This window comes from Pantoea sp. 1B4 (assembly GCF_016925765.1).
Taxonomy (GTDB): domain Bacteria; phylum Pseudomonadota; class Gammaproteobacteria; order Enterobacterales; family Enterobacteriaceae; genus Pantoea; species Pantoea agglomerans.
In genome coordinates, this window is the sequence record NZ_JAEUWZ010000001.1 from 1,951,309 (window position 1) to 1,967,813 (window position 16,505).

The following is a 16,505-nucleotide window of genomic DNA, read 5'->3' on the forward strand; positions in this document are numbered from 1 at the left end:
ATGAGCAAAATTGCAGTCACCGGCAGTCTTCACTACGACATTATGCTGGATGCACACCATCGCCCGGAAAAAGGCGAAACGGTGATGGGCAGCGCCTGTCACTATAAGTTTGGTGGCAAGGGGGGGAATCAGGCCGTCGCAGCGGCACGCGCGGGTGCCGCTGTGCGCTTCGCCGGTTCAGTGGGGTGCGATCAGCAGGGGCAATTCCTGCTGGATCATCTGCAGCAGGCCGGGGTCGATTGCACCGCCGTCAGCATCATTGATGCGCTTCCCTCCGGGATGAGCGTGGCGATTACCGATGCCGAAGGAGATTACGGTGCGGTGGTGGTCTCCAATGCTAATCAGCAGATCCCGCTGGAGAACTTTGAGCAGCCCGGCTTCTGGCAGGAGGTGTCGCTGCTGGTGCTGCAAAATGAAGTCCCGGAAGCGGTGAACCTCTGTGCGGCCCGGGCAGCACAGCAGCGGGGGGATTACGGTCTGCGTCAATGCCGCGCCCGCCCGGCCGTTGTCAGCCGCGTTTGAAAACTGTATCGATCTGCTGGTGGTGAACGCCATTGAAGCGCGCGATATGTGCGGGATTAGCGTGCAGGATCTGACGTCGGCGCGCTCAGCGGCAGAATCGCTGGCCAGCCGGTTTGCCAGAGTGGTGGTTACCGCTGGTGAACATGGTGTGGCTTACAGCGAGGCGGGAGAGACGCATACACTGGCTGCGCAGAAGGTGACACTGGTAAGCACCCACGGTGCCGGGGATTGTTTTGTCGGCGTGTTGTGTCAGCGCCTGAGTAGCGGGGTAACGCTGGCAGAAGCGGTGAGTGCGGCAAATAGTGCCGCTGCCGAACACGTTTCCCGGCAGCCGCACTGATTAATGGCGTGCCACGTCAGTGACGCGGCACGCTAACGTCATCAGGCGCCGACGTTCACCACGGTTTTACCGAAGTTTTTGCCATTCAGCATATCGATAAACGCCTGTGGCGCGTTCTCTAATCCTTCAATCATGTGCTCGCGATAGTGGATTTTTTTGTTCTCCACCAGCGGACGCATCGCCTCCAGGAATTCAGGGTAACGGTCACCATAATCCTGGAAGATGATAAAGCCCTGCATACGGATACGGCGTTTCAGAATGCCCGCCATGATCAGAGAGGTTCTGTCCGGGCCTTGCGGCAGCTCACGCTGGCTGTAAGCCGAGACCAGACCACAGACCGGCACGCGCGCAGCGGTGTTCAGCAGCGGGAACACGGCATCAAACACTTTGCCGCCGACGTTTTCGAAGTAGATATCGATGCCATCCGGGCAGGCATTTTTCAGCTGCTCTTCAAAGTCGGCGCTGTGGTGATCGAGGCAGGCATCAAAGCCCAGCGTATCGACGGCGTAACGGCATTTCTCTTCACCGCCCGCCACACCAACGACACGGCAGCCTTTCTGTTTACCCAGCTGGCCGACCGTTGCGCCCACCGGACCGGTTGCGGCGGCAACGACCAGGGTTTCACCCGCTTTCGGCTGACCAATATCCATCAGACCCATATAGGCGGTAAAGCCTGGCATACCGAGAATACCCAGCGCCCATGAGGGATGAGGCAGATCGTTGCCCAGCTTCGCAATCTCTTTGCCATCGGAGACGGCATATTCCTGCCAGCCGCTCTGCGCCAGCACCCAGTCACCGGTCTTAAAGTCGCTGTTTTTCGAGTCGGCGACCTGACAGACGGTGCCGCCCACCATCGGCTGATCCAGCTCTGCCGGCGCGGCGTAGGATTTACCCTCGTCCATCCGCCCACGCATGTAGGGGTCAAGCGAGAGATAGATGGTTTTCAGCAGTACTTCACCCTCTTTGATTTCCGGGACGGGCTGCGCCACATGGCGGAAATTCTCTTTGGTCGGCTCACCGTGTGGGCGTGAAGCCAGTAACCAGGCATGGTTCTGGGTTGCTTGTTCAGTCATATTGTCATCCTTTTATAGCCGGGCAATGCTCAGGGCATCACCATATGAATACCGGGAAAGTGTAGATGACAGCGGCGGGAATGCGTTTAGCGCTGTGAGCGGTAAACTGATTTACCGATAACAGGGCATAGGGTGCTAACCACGGGGACACAGCGGATGCAGGACCATTCGCGTCATGGATTCAGTCTGATGGCTGTTCACATCCGCTTGCAAAAAACGGGCAGGCGAGTCAACAGCAGTGCGGCATGACACGCATCCTGGTCAGAGGGAGGCGACGAATCAGCATAAGTTTGTGACTTGATGATAAAGTAAGTGACCAGTTAAACTTAAGTTACTGATATGCCTTTATACCTTTCAAAAAACTTTCTTGAGTTTCCACACGGCGCGTTGACTGCGCACCGTTTTGATTTCCGTATCGAGCAACATGATTTCGTGATGCTGTTTTCTGAAGTGATAGTGAACGATCCTGATTATCATGCATATCGAAGCGAGGAGGTCGGATTTAACATCCCTCCGGCTTGTTATGACGTTAAGTTTGATCGGCTTGAAAACTTCAACAGCGGCAATTTCTACACACCGCCTCCTGCGGAACTGCGTTCACGTAAACGGCGTTTTGCAGATGAACTGGCTGAAGCTCTTGAAACTATCATTATGCTTCACCATAAGGCTTACAGGGCCAGGGCATATTTTGCTATTGCCGAAACAGAGAAGCTAAAACGCTTCTATGACCGGGTTTTACAGCATCCGCCCCGTGATGTAATATATGAAGTGAATACCGCCATAGGCGAAGGAGGAAGAGGTTATGTACTCAAAACACGATATTTCAACCCTGAAAAAAATGACAGTTGCAGAGCGTAAAGCGGAAGCAATGCGTCAGCTCAAAGAATCTTTTGATCTTGCGGAGCGCTCAGGCACCGTGCGTTCACGCGAAGCAAAGGCTGGTTGACTGTCAGCTTCCTCCAAAACCCGCTAAGGCGGGTTTTTTTATGCCTTTAATCTGTATCAGGGTTCTACAAAAGCAACACCGAAAGAGTTAATGGCTCCATGGATGACAGAGGATTCCTGCATTGAATCCTTACTGGGATCAACGGGGCGTGACATTTATCGACAGGGATGGTTATCGTGTTGTTATCCAGCATGCAGCCTGGCAATCCGCACATTGACCATGCCCATTCAGTGAACCGGAGCTCACCCTGAACATTCTTTGTTTTCACACCGCGGCCAGTAATATCGCGATATTTGATGATGCCGCCAGCGCACTGGCGCGTGACAATCCGCCGCTGAATCATCTGGTGATGCCTGCGCTGCTGGCAGAAGCGGAACGCAGCGGCGGGATGACGACTGCGTTACGCCGCCGTATTGCCCAAATGATTGAAACGTTGCTGCCGCAGTTCGATGCGGTGCTGATCACCTGCTCGACGCTGGGGCCGGTTGCCGGTGATTTCAGCGCGCAGGATCGGGTCATGCGCACCGACGAAATGCTAGCGGAGGCACTGCAGCGTCAGGCAGGGCGCAAGGTTGCGCTCTGTGCGGCAGAATCAACGCTGGCGGCGACGCGGGCACTTTTCTGCCAGCCCGGCAGCCAGGTGGAGGTCGTGCTGGTGGAGGGAGCGTGGACGGCGTTTAAAGCGGGGGGAGACAACACGCTATTTTGCATTGATTGCAGCAGCAGCAGAGCAGGCTTATCAGCAGGGAGCCGTTGCGGTGGCCCTGGCGCAAAGCTCAATGACGCCCGTAGCACAGCAGTTTCCTGACACACAGCGACCATTGACCGGTCCGCATCTTGCGCTGCAGGCCTGCTACGAACTCAGATGACCGTCACACCTTGCTGGCTCAGCGCCTGTCGCAACGCCTCGTCCGGCTGCGTTTCCACGACCAGCGTGCTGGCCAGCGACAGGTCGCCTATGGCAAATGCCGAGGCGGAGTTCAGCTTTTCCGCTGACGCCAGCACCACGGTTTCCGCTGCGCGTCCTGCCAGCGCACGCTTGACCGTCGCCTCTTCGAAATTACCGGTGGTCAGGCCCGCCGCAGGATGCACGCCGGTGACGCCCATAAAAAAGAGATCGGCATTGATGCGGTTGATCGACTCCAGCATCGCTGCGCCCACCGTCACCACTGAATGTTTATAGAGCTGCCCGCCAATCAGTATGATCTCCACGAGTGGATGATCGGCTAACGCCAGCGCCACGCTGGGACTGTGCGTGACCGCGGTAAAGCTCAGCGTGGCGGGTAACAGTCGCACCAGTTCCGCGCTGGTGGTCCCGCCATCAATCAGTACGATCTGCCCCGGCTGAATCAGCGAAACGGCTTTTTGCGCAATAACCTGTTTGGAAGCAGTCTGCACGCTTTTGCGTGTTTCAAAGGTGGCCAGCGCAGCGGAAACCGGCAGCGCGCCGCCATGTACCCGCTGCAACAATCCTTCAGCCGCCAGTTCACGCAGGTCGCGGCGGATAGAGTCTTCGGAGAGGCCAAAGCGCTGGCTGAGATCGCGCGACTGCACCTGTTTTTCCTGGGCGAGCAGGGCGAGAATCGTCTGTTTTCGCTGGCTGGATAGCATGACTGGCCTTTGCATGTTTTTTCTTGAAGTTGCACGATTGTGCATGATAGCGTGATGGCTGTCTACTATCCTGGAGAGCATCATGCAGCAGAACCATCCCCGCGTGCGCATCATCAATGAGCAGTTGCTGTCAGACAACTGGTATACCCTGAAGAAATATACGTTCTCGCTGCTGCGCCGTGATGGTCGCTGGCAGGAGCAGAGCCGTGAAGCCTATGACCGCGGTAATGGCGCAGTGATCCTGCTCTACAACCGTGACAAACGTACGGTGGTACTGACCCGTCAGTTTCGCTTTCCGATTTTCCTGAACGGACATGATGGCTTTCTGATTGAAGCGGCCGCCGGTTTGCTGGATAACGCCTCGCCGGAAGCGCGTATTGTTGCCGAAGCCGAAGAGGAAACCGGTTTTCGTGTCAGCCATGTGCAGAAGGTGTTTGAAGCCTTTATGAGCCCCGGTTCGGTTACTGAAAAACTCTACTTTTTTTATTGCCGAGTATGGCGATCGGCAGCGTAGCGGTGAAGGCGGCGGAATAGCGGAAGAGGGTGAGGATATTGAGGTGCTTGAGATCGGTTCCGACCAGGCGTTACAGGCGATTGACCAGGGTGAGATTGTGGATGCCAAGACCATCATGCTGCTGCAGCATCTGCGGCTGAAAGGCGTTTTATAAGAGAAAATGGGCAGACCGCCGTTAATGCGGTCTGCCCGTTAAAGCTTACTGATCCTGGGTCAGGATGCCTTTTACATCGTGCGGTTCAGAACGCAGATACTGTGGCGGAACCTGGACTTTACCATCCAGCGCAGCGGCTGCGTGCCACGGCCAGCGCGGATCGTAGAGAATACCGCGCGCCAGCGCCACCAGATCAGCTTCACCCTGTTGCAGCAGATCTTCTGCCTGCTGCGGCTCAGTGATTAAGCCGACCGCAATCACCGGAATCGACACCTGCTCACGAATATCGCGGGCGAACGGCACCTGATAGTTGGGTCCGACGCTGATTTTCTGGTCTTCTGACAAACCACCACTTGAGACATGAATATAAGCACTGTTCAGCGCTTCCAGCTCACGCGAAAAGGCGATTGACTGATTGATCTCCCAGCCGCCTTCGACCCAGTCAGTGGCAGAAATGCGCACGCCTACCGGCACGGAAGCGGGTACGGCATCGCGAACGGCTTTGAAGACTTCCAGTGGGAAGCGCATACGGTTTTCCAGCGAGCCGCCATATTCATCACTGCGCTGATTCGACAGCGGCGACAGGAACTGATGCAGCAGGTAGCCGTGTGCGGCATGCACTTCGATGAGCTGAATTCCCAGACGCACCGCACGCAGGGCGCTGTCGACAAAGGCCTGTTTTACCCGCGCCAGATCGTCAGTGTTCATGGCAACCGGTTTCACTTCATCCGCGCTGTAGCTCAGTGCGGACGGAGCCACGGTTTGCCAGCCGCCGGCTTCAGGCGCAATCTGCTTACCGCCTTCCCAGGGTACGGCACACGACGCTTTGCGTCCCGCATGGCCCAGCTGAATACCAACCGGAATAGAGGAGTAGCGGCGGACATCTTCCAGAACCGTTTTCAGCGCAGCTTCATTATCATCATTCCACAAACCGAGATCGCCTGGGGAGATGCGACCAATATCCTCTACGGCGGTGGCTTCAATAATCATCAGACCTGCACCGGAAAAGGCCAGCTGGCCAAGATGGATACGGTGCCAGGCGGTCGCATTGCCCGCCTCAGCGGAGTACTGGCACATCGGCGCAATCACAATGCGGTTATCCAGCGTAAGTTCGCCCAGCGAGACAGTGGAAAAAAGTTGGCTCATGTTATCTCCATGGTTTTTATGACTGACGTGACAGGCAATAACTATAGCGGGGGGATTTGCCAGGCGGGTGTTTCTTCAACGTGACATTTTATGACGGCGTGCCGTATTCAGGTTACAGATCAACGCAGCCTGATGTCTCAGGCAGGCATTGATACGTTAACGGTTCAGCCTGGCGCGCTTTGCTGCTCACGCCCGGCGAACCGGGATTTTACGTAACGGGTAAGGACAATCACCAGGGGCTGATTTTCAGCTACAGGGTGAGTCTCAGACCTGTGCCATTCCGCCATCAACAAACAGTTCTGCCGCATTGATAAAGCTGGCGGCATCCGAGGCGAGAAACGCAACGGTGCGGGCAACCTCCTGCGGTTCACCCAGGCGGCCAAGCGGTATTTGTGCTGCCAGCGCATCAAACAAGCCCTGACGCTGATCTTCACTGACCAGATCACCCAGCCCAGGCGTACGGACAGGGCCGGGGCTCACGACATTGACCCGGATTCCGCGATCTTTCAGATCCAGCGCCCACGAACGGGCAAAATTGCGCACTGCCGCTTTACTGGCGCTGTAGACGCTAAAAGCCGCAGTACCCTGCGCTCCGGCAGTCGATCCGGTCAGAATTACCGATGCGCCATCAACCAGCAGAGGCAGGGCTTTCTGGACGGTAAACAGCACGCCGCGTACGTTAGTGCCAAAGATACGATCAAAATGCTCTTCAGTAATCGCCCCCCAGCGGCAGCATGTCGCCGCCCCCGGCGTTGGCAAAGAGAATATCGAGGCGTCCCGCCTGCGCTGCAATTCTCGAGTAAACCTCATCGAGATCGTGCAGTTGTGAGGCGTCTGCGCGGATGCCGCTGACGGTTCCGCCGATTTCAGCGACGGCGGCATCCAGCTCCGCCTGACGACGGCCGGTTATAAAAACCTGTGCGCCCTGTGCCGCCAGCTCCCGGGCGGTGGCCAGGCCAATTCCGCTTGTTCCGCCCGTAACCAGTGCAATTTTTCCTGCGAGTGATGCGTTCATAAGTTCTTCTCCGGATAGTCTCTTAGACAGTTTGGGTTATTCCCGGTCAGCGGGGCTGCCGGACTGATTGCTACTGTAAGAGAGGAGGATTAGCGGATAAATCCGCTAAAATGAAAATGACTATCCACATGGGTGGATAATAGGGGGGATAGAATGGATCAGCTGCTGGCGATAAAAGCCTTTTCACGGGTGGTGGAAAGCGGCAGTTTTACCCGGGCGGCGGACTCGCTGAATATGCCGAAGGCGACGCTGAGTAAGCTGGTTCAGGAGCTGGAGGCGCATCTTTCCGTCAGGCTACTGCAGCGCACCACCCGACGCGTGACCGTCACCGCAGAAGGGCGTGAATACTATGAGAAAGCGCTGCGCATCCTGCACGATCTCGAAGATATTGATGCCTGTTTCAATTCACTGCGCAGTAAGCCGCGTGGGCAGTTACGCATCGATGTCGGCGGATCTACCGCCAGGGACGTTCTGATTCCGCTGCTGCCCGATTTCTTTGCCCGCTATCCTGATATTACGCTGGATCTGGGCGTATCCGATCGCCCGGTCAATCTTATTAGCGACAACGTTGATTGTGTGATCCGCGGCGGTCCGCTGGTCGATTCCTCACTGATTGCCCGCCTGATAGGGCACGCTACGCTCATTACCTGCGCGACACCCGCCTACCTTAAAGCGTTTGGTGTGCCCGCCTATCCTGATGAACTGCGCAACGGACACCGGCTGGTGAGTTATCTCTCGCCGCAAACCGGCAAGCCATTTCCGCTTCGGTTCGAACGTCAGGGAGAGAAAATTGAGATCACCAGTGCGCATCGCATAGGCGTCAATGAAAGCAACGCGCATCTGGCCGCGGGACTGGCAGGGCTTGGGATCATTCAGACATTTAATTATTCGCTGTCGTCGATTCTGCGGCAGGGAGAAATGGTTGAGATCCTGCACGACTGGCGTCCGGCGGGTTATCCGTTTCATCTGGTTTATCCGCAAAACCGGCACGTAACGCAACGGCTACGGGTATTTATCGACTGGCTGGTGGAGTGCTTTCCGGCGCGGGTAGCGGGAGAGGGGAAATCCGGCACCTGAGTGCCGGATCGGGATCAGTTGCCGCGATAGGTAGAGTAACCAAACGGGCTCAGCAGCAACGGGATATGGTAGTGCTCACCGCTGGCTTCCATATTGAACTCAACCGGGATCTCCGGGAAGAAGGTTTTCTGGTTGTTCTTCTTATAGAAGTCACCGGTTTTAAACACCACGCGGTAGCTACCCGCACTGGCTGTTTTGTCCTGCGGGAACAGGGCGCTGATGCGACCATTGTTATCGGTGACGCCTGACGCCAGTTTCACCCAGTTATCCTGCTGCTTCTGATCCAGTTCAACTTCGATGCCTGCCGTTGGCTGGCCAGTTTGCAGGTTAAGAACGTGCACGCTCAGTGGGTTTTTAGCGGTAGCAGGCTGAGCAGCGATAGCGGATGCGCCAGAGGTCATCAGTAATGTTGCGATCAAGGCATATGAAGTTTTCATCAATGTTTCCTTTATTGATTGTCTGAAGTCGGGTGACAGTGCAGAGAGAGTAATGCGCCTGAGGGCAAAGAGATATTTAGCCGCAGGAAATGTGAAATTTCTGAGAAAGAAGAAAAATTCTTTAGTTACATCATACAAAATCTCTGCTTAATCACAGTCCATCACCTGTGCAGTCATAGCTAATCAGGGAACAGAAGCACCAGATGAAATCCTCTCTGAATTCAGCAATAAAACAAAGCCTGGCCCCTGGCGGGCAACGTAGCGATAGCAATCCTCTGATCTATCCACAGAATCGTCTCGTCAGTTATCAACTGCCGTATATGTGTCGACTCGCGGGCGGGCTGTTTTCTGGCGCGAATGGCGTGAGAAAGTGAATCCGGCACACCTGATCAGCGAGCCGGATTCGTAAAAAAAGTCTGACCGTGACAGGGTGTGTAACCGAACGGACTCAGCAGCGGCAGCGGGATAGGGTAGCGAGCACCGTTGGCGTCCATGCTGAACTTAACCAGAAAAAAACTCTATGCTTTTAACTTTTTCAGGTGCTCAGGCGTCGTGCTTAATTGCTGAAAATAGGTACAGATAGCAGCAAAGTAGTCTGTTAATGACGAAAATAGTCAGAGAGGGTAAAAGCATGATATAAATAGTGTGCTATTTAGTAGTTTACAATCCAGGTTCGCCGTGTCATTGTCCTGCCAACCAGATAGCACACTACTTAATAGCAAGTTAATTGGAACCCTGTGATGAAAATGAAACTGATCGCCAGTGCATTATTGTTAGCCAGCCAGATGAGTACCGCGTTTGCTGCACCCACTGAAAACAGTCCGCAACCGACCGCAGACGTGGCCGCTTTCCTGAAGGCGCTCAACAGCGGTAGTGGTAAACCGATTGAGCAACTCTCCGTCAAAGATGCCCGAGCGGTGTTGACGGGGGCGCAGAAGGGCGCAGAACTGCCGCCGGCACAGATTTCACAGAAGATCATCACCGTACAGGGCAAGCCTCTGACGCTGACCATCGTTAAGCCCGAGCATGCCAGCAGCACCTTGCCGGTGTTTATGTTCTTCCACGGCGGTGGCTGGGTGCTGGGCGATTTTCCGACCCATGAGCGACTGGTACGTGACATGGTGAATGCATCCGGCGCTGCTGCGGTATTTGTCAATTATCAACCATCGCCAGAAGCCCATTTCCCGGTGGCAATTACTCAGGCTTATGACGCCACTAAATGGGTCGCCGAACATGGCGCTGAAATTGGCGTTGACGGAAAACGTCTGGCGCTGGTTGGTAATAGCGTTGGCGGTAACATGGTGGCGGCGGTTGCCTTGCAGGCGAAGCAGTTTAAAACTCCGGCCATCCGTTATGATGTGATGCTGTGGCCGGTTACCGATGCGCGTTTCGATACCGCGTCGTATGATCAATTTGCTGACGGACATTTCCTGACGAAGAACATGATGAAGTGGTTCTGGGATAACTATACCGTTTCGGACAAAGATCGTAATAACATCCTGGCATCACCGTTGCGTGCCACCACTGAACAGCTGAAGGGGCTGCCGCCAACATTGATTCAGACTGCAGAGCTGGATGTGTTACGTGATGAAGGTGAAGCGTTCGGTCGTAAGCTGGATGCAGCAGGCGTGCCGGTTACCGTAACGCGCTACAATGGCATGATTCATGATTACGGTTTGCTGAACGCGTTAAGTCAGGAACCCACGGTCAGAACAGCTATTAATCAGGCGGGTGAAGAGTTGCGTTCGCATCTCAAATAACGGACCGGTCATGAAACCAACCCCGGACCGAATCGTCGTTCGGGGTTTTTCTGACGGTGAGTTTGAAGGGATTAGTGAAAGCGCAGGGCAGTGCGATTGCCGGAACACCAGGAAAGAACGGAGCAGTATCGAAGCGATAAGTGCGCTGTTAGTATCTCATTTAACATAATATACATTATGCGCATATTGATTATGATCGGGAGCGTGATGCTCTATTGTATGGTCTGCTCACCATTTTGGGCTGATCCTGACTGTTTTACTCTTTACAGCAAAATCTGTCAGAAACGATCACAATGTCTGCCTGACCTTGTTACTGTCGCTTATTCTGTTCCGAAACTGAAATAATGTGATGCTACGTTATTCAGCATGGCTTTCCCTGCGGGACATCTTCTTCAGCGACTCTACACGCTATCATCTCATCAACAAACCTGATATCGGAGATTTGCAGCCGGACGCTGCAATGACGACTTCGCCCTTTGCGGCTGGCTGGATGCACTGCTGCGCATTCTGACCGTTTCTCTGCTCAGGTGCTTTGCACAACTTAAGCAGTGACGTCGCTACGTGAAAATTAGCGCATTCATCAGGGCTGTCGGCCACAAAAATGCTGTAGAGGCGTCTATGTGCATCACCGCTTTATGTTCATCCTCGTTGTCTGCCTTGCGTACCATTAAATTGTCGTAAACGCGTCCACGTGTAACTACGCTTTCTTCACTCTGTTCCTTGCCAGGTTAATCCTGTAATGATCAAGAAAGCCTGAGTCAGCTTTCTGCTGGCTGTCTGGTCAGCCGGACTCATACCGGCTATTCGCATTGCGATTGCAAGGCAGTCACCGCAGCGCAGTGATGCTTTTGCCCTGAGCATTGAAAATAAGAGTCAGTGACATCCGGTCGTTTTCAGCACTATCAGCGACACGCAAAATGAGGTGTAACGTCCCTGCTCTGTCCTGTCATCCAATAACTATCTCGTATAATCTGACAAAAAAGCAGAACGTAAATTTCGCACAGCAAGAATGATTCTTCGTATACAAAATCTGAATGATAACGCCCGGGAAAGAAATAAATATAGATCTCTTTTCTTTTAATGACACTGACCAAAATAGTGATGCTTCCATGCACTAAATAACTGATTTAGATCAATATTTATAGTAAGTGCGTCAATTAACATCTTTGTTACCAGGAGTATTCTTAATAAAATGGGATGTGAACTATAAATATCGTCGCTAATTTTTTTATAAAAGCCATTTAAAATGCAGATCGTTTCAATGAAGTAAGGGAGAAAGCAATAATAGAGTCAGTAAAAAAGTCATTTATCAATGCCATCTTAGTGGCCGCTATATACAAAATTGATCACTGAACAAAATTCGCTCATATTTAGCATTGAGTGCGGAATTTTTATTGATCAAAGTGGCGTTATTTGCGAAATATTCCTAACGGACGTAAAAAAATCCTGGTCTTTCAGCACTGCTGAGGGCGTCGTCGCCCTTTTTGTCCCGAATTTTCAACAAATATTACTCCCGCCCGTGGAGGTGACCCCTTAAGAAAAATCCGAATGAAGAAAATAGCGGATAATTTTCATCGCCTTGAAACGCGGAGATTTTTATCGATAAAATAATCACAACTCTCGCAACAACGCCAAAATATTATGATAAAGATAACCAGAGAGGAAATTCGCTGCGCCAGTTGTAAATATGGCTGTGATCTCACCCATCGCGCTTCAGACATTTATAACAGATGTCCGTTGCAAAAAATTACCACCTGGCCTGGAGGGAATCATTTTTTCTCTTCATCCATACTCAGCATGGTCGCTGGAAAATATGAGAGCCTCTTTTGCAGAGGATGTGTATTCGTTGACTTCTCCAGGGAAAATGTCAGGTATTTTACCAATAGCAACTGGATTGAGTATTTGAAACATACGGGATTAATGCTGATTATCGTCAGTGATCGCCATATGGAGCCGCTTGCGGCGTACTGGCAAAAAGAGGACCTGCGTATACAAACTGTGATTTATGCCGATTTGTCCCTGGATGAGATAAACAGACAAATCCAGGGCTGTTATTTCGGTTTAAAAGGCGAGGTCAGGAAAAAAGTGAATGCACTTAAACAGGATGAAGTTCGGTTCCTTGATCTGGCGATGAACGGACTGTCACTACCGATTATTGCCAGAGAAATGGGAGTTGAAGTCAAGCGTGTTTATAACATCAAAGATGCCATTCGCCGGAAAATGGGCATCAGCCTCAATCAGTTATTTTCCGCATAATTATGATAAAGGAGTATTAAATGAACACCAAATTCAGAACGCTTAATCTTGCTGTGTTAATCAGTGCCGGGCTGGTGTCAGCCAGCGTGTTTGCAGCTTCAGATAACACCATCAACTTTCAGGGAGAAGTGACCACTGAAACCTGTTCTGTTTCCGTAAATGGCAACAATGCGTCCCCTGTCGTGCTGCTGCCAACGGTCAGTACTACGGACCTTGCTGCCTCTGGTGCAACTGCGGGTGATACCACCTTCACCGTGGGCGTTAGCGGCTGCGCCGGGGACAGTACCTCGGCCACCAAAATCTCGACGGTGTTTGTGGGGAATAACGTTAGCGCTGCCGGTAATTTATCTAACACCGGAACCGCAAAAAATGTTGAGGTACAAATCCTCGATCCGAAAGATGCGGTGGTTAATCTGACCAGTGGTTATACCGGCAGCGGTGATCTGACACTGCAGACCGGTGAAACTTCTGGCTCTGCCACCTACTCTGCCCGTTATTACGCATCAGGCACGCCAACGGCGGGTACCGTTACCGCATCACTGCAATATGCCGTGACTTACCAGTAATATTTTTCGTGCGTATCTGGATAGCCAGATACGCACGCCACGCTTGAGATATCCGACATGTATTCGCGCATTATGCTGTTCCCATTAAAAATGGTAATACTGATTTTTTTGATGACGTTTATTTCGGATAACGTCCAGGCAAGCGTCACTATTCTTGGCAGCCGAATTATTTATCCGGGTAATGCTCTCTCCGTCGATGTTCAGTTAAAGAACAACGATAATATTCCTTATGTCATTCAGGCCTGGCTTGATAATGGCAATATGGATTCGCAACCTGGCGATAAGAGTGACGTGCCTTTTATTATCACGCCACCGCTGTTTCGGATCCAGCCTCTGACCGGCCAGGTTTTAAGAATCCGATTCATACCTAATGTCTCATTACCACAGGATCGCGAGACGATTTACTGGTTCAACTCCCTGCAGATCCCCCCCGGTAATATTCAGGCGGAATCAGGCCGTAACAGTATTGTTTTAATGTTACGTAACCGCATGAAACTCTTTTATCGTCCTAAAGCGATTGGTCAGCCGGTTAATGTTTTCGACGGTGTAAAAGTAACGATGCAAAAAGAGGGGGTTGAAATCAACAACACTCAACCCTGGTATCTCTCACTTACAGAGGTTGCAATAAAAACAGCAGGCAAAAAAACAGCCTGCGAAGCCGAAATGATTGCACCCTTTGCCAAAAAAATAGTCAGGTGTAAACCGGCAACGCACTCTTTATCAGCTAATAGCGTGATTTCTCTTTCAGCAATGAATGACCAGGGAGCTAAAGTCAGTGAAGACTATCCGATTGCAGGCAGGTAATATCCGCATCTTTTTTTTGCCTCTCTGTGCATCATTTACTTTTTCAACGTATGGACACGCTGATGAGTACTATTTCGATCCTTCGCTGTTTAAAGGTTCCGCCTTTGGCCAGAATATTGATCAGTTTAACCATCAGACTATCGCCCCCGGCAACTATTATGTCGATATCTATGTTAACAATAAGCTGGTTAAAAGCGGCGTCACCCTGAACTTTCTGTCAGCAGAGAAAGGTCAGCCGATAGAACCTTGTCTCCCGCTGACGGTGGCTGAATCATTAAGCCTTAAGTCACTGAATAAATCCTCAGCCAGCGAGGGCTGTCAGCCCTTGCGTCACTGGTCATCAGCGGCCCGCTGGCAATTTGATCAGGCTTCACTGCGGCTGCAGTTCACCATTCCGGATGCGGAGTTAATTCATCTGCCCAGGGGAAATATTCCCGTCGCCGAATGGGATAAAGGGATCTCCGCCCTTTTCATCCGGCATAACACCAATTATAGCTGGACGGAAAATACCGCTTCCGGTTACAGATACCAGTATCTCTGGAGTGGCATCACGGCGGGCACTAATATTGATAACTGGCAGCTGCGCCATCAGGGCAATCTGCGGTTTATCGACAATAACGTTACCGGCAGCGATGTTCGCTACACAACGGTCAGAACCTGGCTTCAGCGCCCCATTGAACCGCTGAACAGTCTGCTGACACTGGGCGACAGCTATACAGAAAGTTCGCAGTTTGGCAGCCTTTCTTATAATGGCATTAAGCTCACTACCGATGAAAGGATGCGTCCGCAAAGCCGGCGTGGTTATGCGCCCGAAATTCGCGGTGTGGCCTCCTCCAGTGCCCGGGTTATCGTCAGGCAGCTGAATCGCGTTATTTATGAGACCAGCGTGGCGCCTGGTCCCTTCGTGATCAACGATTTGTACAATACCCGTAGCCAGGGCGATCTCGATGTTGAGATTATTGAAGCCAATGGCAAAACGTCCTCGTTTACCGTTCCTTATGCCTCTGTGCCTGATTCGGTCAGGCCAGGAAACTGGCATTACTCGGTTGCACTGGGTCGGGTACGGCAATTCTACTCAGTTAATAACACCTTCTTCGAAGGGCTGTTGCAGCGCGGTATCAGTAACCGACTGACCGCTACGGCAGGATCGCGGCTGGCTCAGGACTATCAGGCCTGGCTGCTTGGCGGTGTCTGGACTTCGGCAGCGGGCGCAGTGGGATTAAACACCACCTTTTCTGATGCAAAGGTCGCACAGAACAGAAATGCCTCGGGATGGCGCGCCGAGCTGAGCTACAGCAAAACCTTTGCTACCGGCACCAACCTGGTCCTGGCCGCCTATCGTTACTCAACCAGCGGTTATCGCGACCTGCAGGATGTGCTGGGCGTTCGGCGCCAGCAGGACAATGGCATCAGTTACTATTCAGATACGCTGCATCAGCGTAATAATTTTTCTGTGACCCTGAGTCAGTCAATGGCCGATTATGGCTTAATCAGCCTGAGCGGCAGCACGGCGGATTACTATAATAACCGGTCACGTATTACTCAGCTTCAGTTAGGTTACAGCAACAGCTGGAATAACATCAGTTACAGTCTCAACGTTGCCCGTCAGCGTACGACCTGGGATTATGATCGTTTCGGGCTGAACCTGGACGATGGTGATAACGCATACCGCGAGAAATATACCGAAAATACCGTTTCACTGAATGTCTCGGTTCCGCTGAACTGGGGCAATCACACTACCTCAGTGGCCTATAACTACAACCAGTCTAAAGAAACGCGCAATTCGACGCTCTCACTGACCGGTTCATCTGGCGAGAACAATCAGCGATCCTGGTCCCTGTATGGCGGAACCGAAAATACGCAAAGTAACAGCGGCCACCGTGTCTCGTTCGGCGGAAATATTCAGCAGAATACGCGCGCAGGCGCGGTCAGAGCGAATTATGGTCAGGGGGGGATAATTATCGCCAGGCTGGATTAGGGCTTTCTGGTACGTTGCTGATTCATCGCGGCGGCGTCACCGCCGGACCTTATACCAGCGACACTTTTGCGCTTATCCATGCGGATGGTGCCCAGGGCGCCAGCGTACGCAATGGTCAGGGTGCCGTCATTGATCATTTTGGTTACGCTATCCTGCCGTCGCTGACGCCATATCAGGCCAACACCGTCAGCCTTGATACACGCTATATGAATGCTGATGCCGAATTAAGCGGTGGAAGCCAGCGCGTTGTGCCCTATGCCGGTTCCGTTACCCGAATTAATTTTGCCACGCTGCAGGGTAAGGCCG

At 52.5% G+C, this 16,505-nt stretch carries 11 protein-coding genes and 5 pseudogenes; 11 read left to right on the forward strand and 5 right to left on the reverse strand.

Features of this window, described 5'->3' with window-relative positions; translation table 11 throughout:
• Positions 1–862: pseudogene (locus JNO11_RS09590) on the forward strand (PfkB family carbohydrate kinase).
• A gap of 41 nt (positions 863–903) precedes the next feature.
• Here JNO11_RS09590 and JNO11_RS09595 read toward each other — a convergent pair.
• Positions 904–1,935 (reverse strand): NADP-dependent oxidoreductase, encoded by a 1,032-nt coding sequence (locus JNO11_RS09595; RefSeq protein WP_033771767.1) that lies wholly within the window; start codon positions 1,933–1,935, stop codon positions 904–906.
• A gap of 339 nt (positions 1,936–2,274) precedes the next feature.
• Between JNO11_RS09595 and JNO11_RS09600 the strand changes: the two genes are divergently transcribed.
• The 3 genes and pseudogenes from JNO11_RS09600 to JNO11_RS09610 all read left to right on the forward strand — a co-directional run bounded on the left by JNO11_RS09600 (position 2,275) and on the right by JNO11_RS09610 (position 3,689).
• Positions 2,275–2,793 carry a hypothetical protein gene (locus JNO11_RS09600; RefSeq protein WP_187507575.1) on the forward strand — a complete coding sequence of 173 codons (519 nt, stop codon included), beginning with the start codon at positions 2,275–2,277 and terminating at the stop codon, positions 2,791–2,793.
• Between the two features lie 197 nt (positions 2,794–2,990).
• A pseudogene (locus JNO11_RS09605) lies at positions 2,991–3,098 on the forward strand (VOC family protein); the annotation flags it as partial.
• Positions 3,099–3,227: 129 nt separating this feature from the next.
• Positions 3,228–3,689 carry a glutamate racemase gene (locus tag JNO11_RS09610; RefSeq protein WP_325177243.1) on the forward strand — a complete coding sequence of 154 codons (462 nt, stop codon included), beginning with the start codon at positions 3,228–3,230 and terminating at the stop codon, positions 3,687–3,689.
• A gap of 53 nt (positions 3,690–3,742) precedes the next feature.
• Here the strand turns inward: JNO11_RS09610 and JNO11_RS09615 are convergent, their stop codons facing one another.
• Positions 3,743–4,492, reverse strand: a complete 750-nt coding sequence (locus JNO11_RS09615; protein ID WP_010670143.1) for a DeoR/GlpR family DNA-binding transcription regulator — start codon at positions 4,490–4,492, stop codon at positions 3,743–3,745.
• Between the two features lie 82 nt (positions 4,493–4,574).
• Between JNO11_RS09615 and JNO11_RS09620 the strand changes: the two are divergent.
• Positions 4,575–5,160: pseudogene (locus tag JNO11_RS09620) on the forward strand (NUDIX domain-containing protein).
• 45 nt (positions 5,161–5,205) lie between these two features.
• Here the strand turns inward: JNO11_RS09620 and JNO11_RS09625 are convergent.
• Both JNO11_RS09625 and JNO11_RS09630 read right to left on the reverse strand, forming a co-directional pair.
• Complete coding sequence (locus tag JNO11_RS09625; RefSeq protein WP_031592311.1) at positions 5,206–6,306, reverse strand: NADH:flavin oxidoreductase/NADH oxidase; 1,101 nt, start codon at positions 6,304–6,306, stop codon at positions 5,206–5,208.
• 264 nt (positions 6,307–6,570) lie between these two features.
• Positions 6,571–7,321: pseudogene (locus JNO11_RS09630) on the reverse strand (SDR family oxidoreductase).
• 153 nt (positions 7,322–7,474) lie between these two features.
• Here JNO11_RS09630 and JNO11_RS09635 point away from each other — a divergent pair.
• The gene (locus tag JNO11_RS09635; RefSeq protein WP_010670147.1) at positions 7,475–8,398 is read left to right on the forward strand and encodes a LysR family transcriptional regulator; all 924 of its coding nucleotides are present in this window, start codon (positions 7,475–7,477) and stop codon (positions 8,396–8,398) included.
• Positions 8,399–8,412: 14 nt separating this feature from the next.
• Here JNO11_RS09635 and uraH read toward each other — a convergent pair whose 3' ends face one another.
• Entirely contained in the window at positions 8,413–8,835 is a 423-nt protein-coding gene (gene uraH / locus JNO11_RS09640) for a hydroxyisourate hydrolase (RefSeq protein ID WP_010244915.1), read from the reverse strand.
• Positions 8,836–9,575: 740 nt separating this feature from the next.
• On the opposite strand from uraH, the gene JNO11_RS09645 reads away from it, so the two are divergent.
• From JNO11_RS09645 to JNO11_RS09665, 5 genes and pseudogenes are all read left to right on the forward strand, one after another.
• Positions 9,576–10,595: an alpha/beta hydrolase gene (locus tag JNO11_RS09645; RefSeq protein WP_325177244.1), complete on the forward strand. Its 1,020-nt coding sequence runs from the start codon at positions 9,576–9,578 to the stop codon at positions 10,593–10,595.
• Between the two features lie 1,737 nt (positions 10,596–12,332).
• Complete coding sequence (locus tag JNO11_RS09650; RefSeq protein WP_223565442.1) at positions 12,333–12,851, forward strand: LuxR family transcriptional regulator; 519 nt, start codon at positions 12,333–12,335, stop codon at positions 12,849–12,851.
• A 20-nt stretch (positions 12,852–12,871) separates the two neighbouring features.
• On the forward strand, positions 12,872–13,417 hold the full coding sequence (locus tag JNO11_RS09655; protein WP_033767254.1) for a fimbrial protein: 546 nt from the start codon (positions 12,872–12,874) through the stop codon (positions 13,415–13,417).
• 57 nt (positions 13,418–13,474) lie between these two features.
• On the forward strand, positions 13,475–14,221 hold the full coding sequence (locus JNO11_RS09660; protein WP_010670151.1) for a fimbria/pilus periplasmic chaperone: 747 nt from the start codon (positions 13,475–13,477) through the stop codon (positions 14,219–14,221).
• Positions 14,172–16,423: pseudogene (locus JNO11_RS09665) on the forward strand (fimbrial outer membrane usher protein); the annotation flags it as partial. The gene JNO11_RS09660 and the pseudogene JNO11_RS09665, both read left to right, overlap by 50 nt.
• Between the last annotated feature and the right edge of the window lie 82 nt (positions 16,424–16,505).

Coding starts and splice junctions, on each gene's coding strand:
- JNO11_RS09595 (WP_033771767.1), bottom strand. CDS start 1,935: ATGACTGAACAAGCAACCCAGAACCATGCCTGGTTACTGGCTTCACGC.
- JNO11_RS09600 (WP_187507575.1), top strand. CDS start 2,275: ATGCCTTTATACCTTTCAAAAAACTTTCTTGAGTTTCCACACGGCGCG.
- JNO11_RS09615 (WP_010670143.1), bottom strand. CDS start 4,492: ATGCTATCCAGCCAGCGAAAACAGACGATTCTCGCCCTGCTCGCCCAG.
- JNO11_RS09625 (WP_031592311.1), bottom strand. CDS start 6,306: ATGAGCCAACTTTTTTCCACTGTCTCGCTGGGCGAACTTACGCTGGAT.
- JNO11_RS09635 (WP_010670147.1), top strand. CDS start 7,475: ATGGATCAGCTGCTGGCGATAAAAGCCTTTTCACGGGTGGTGGAAAGC.
- uraH (WP_010244915.1), bottom strand. CDS start 8,835: ATGAAAACTTCATATGCCTTGATCGCAACATTACTGATGACCTCTGGC.
- JNO11_RS09645 (WP_325177244.1), top strand. CDS start 9,576: ATGAAAATGAAACTGATCGCCAGTGCATTATTGTTAGCCAGCCAGATG.
- JNO11_RS09655 (WP_033767254.1), top strand. CDS start 12,872: ATGAACACCAAATTCAGAACGCTTAATCTTGCTGTGTTAATCAGTGCC.
- JNO11_RS09660 (WP_010670151.1), top strand. CDS start 13,475: ATGTATTCGCGCATTATGCTGTTCCCATTAAAAATGGTAATACTGATT.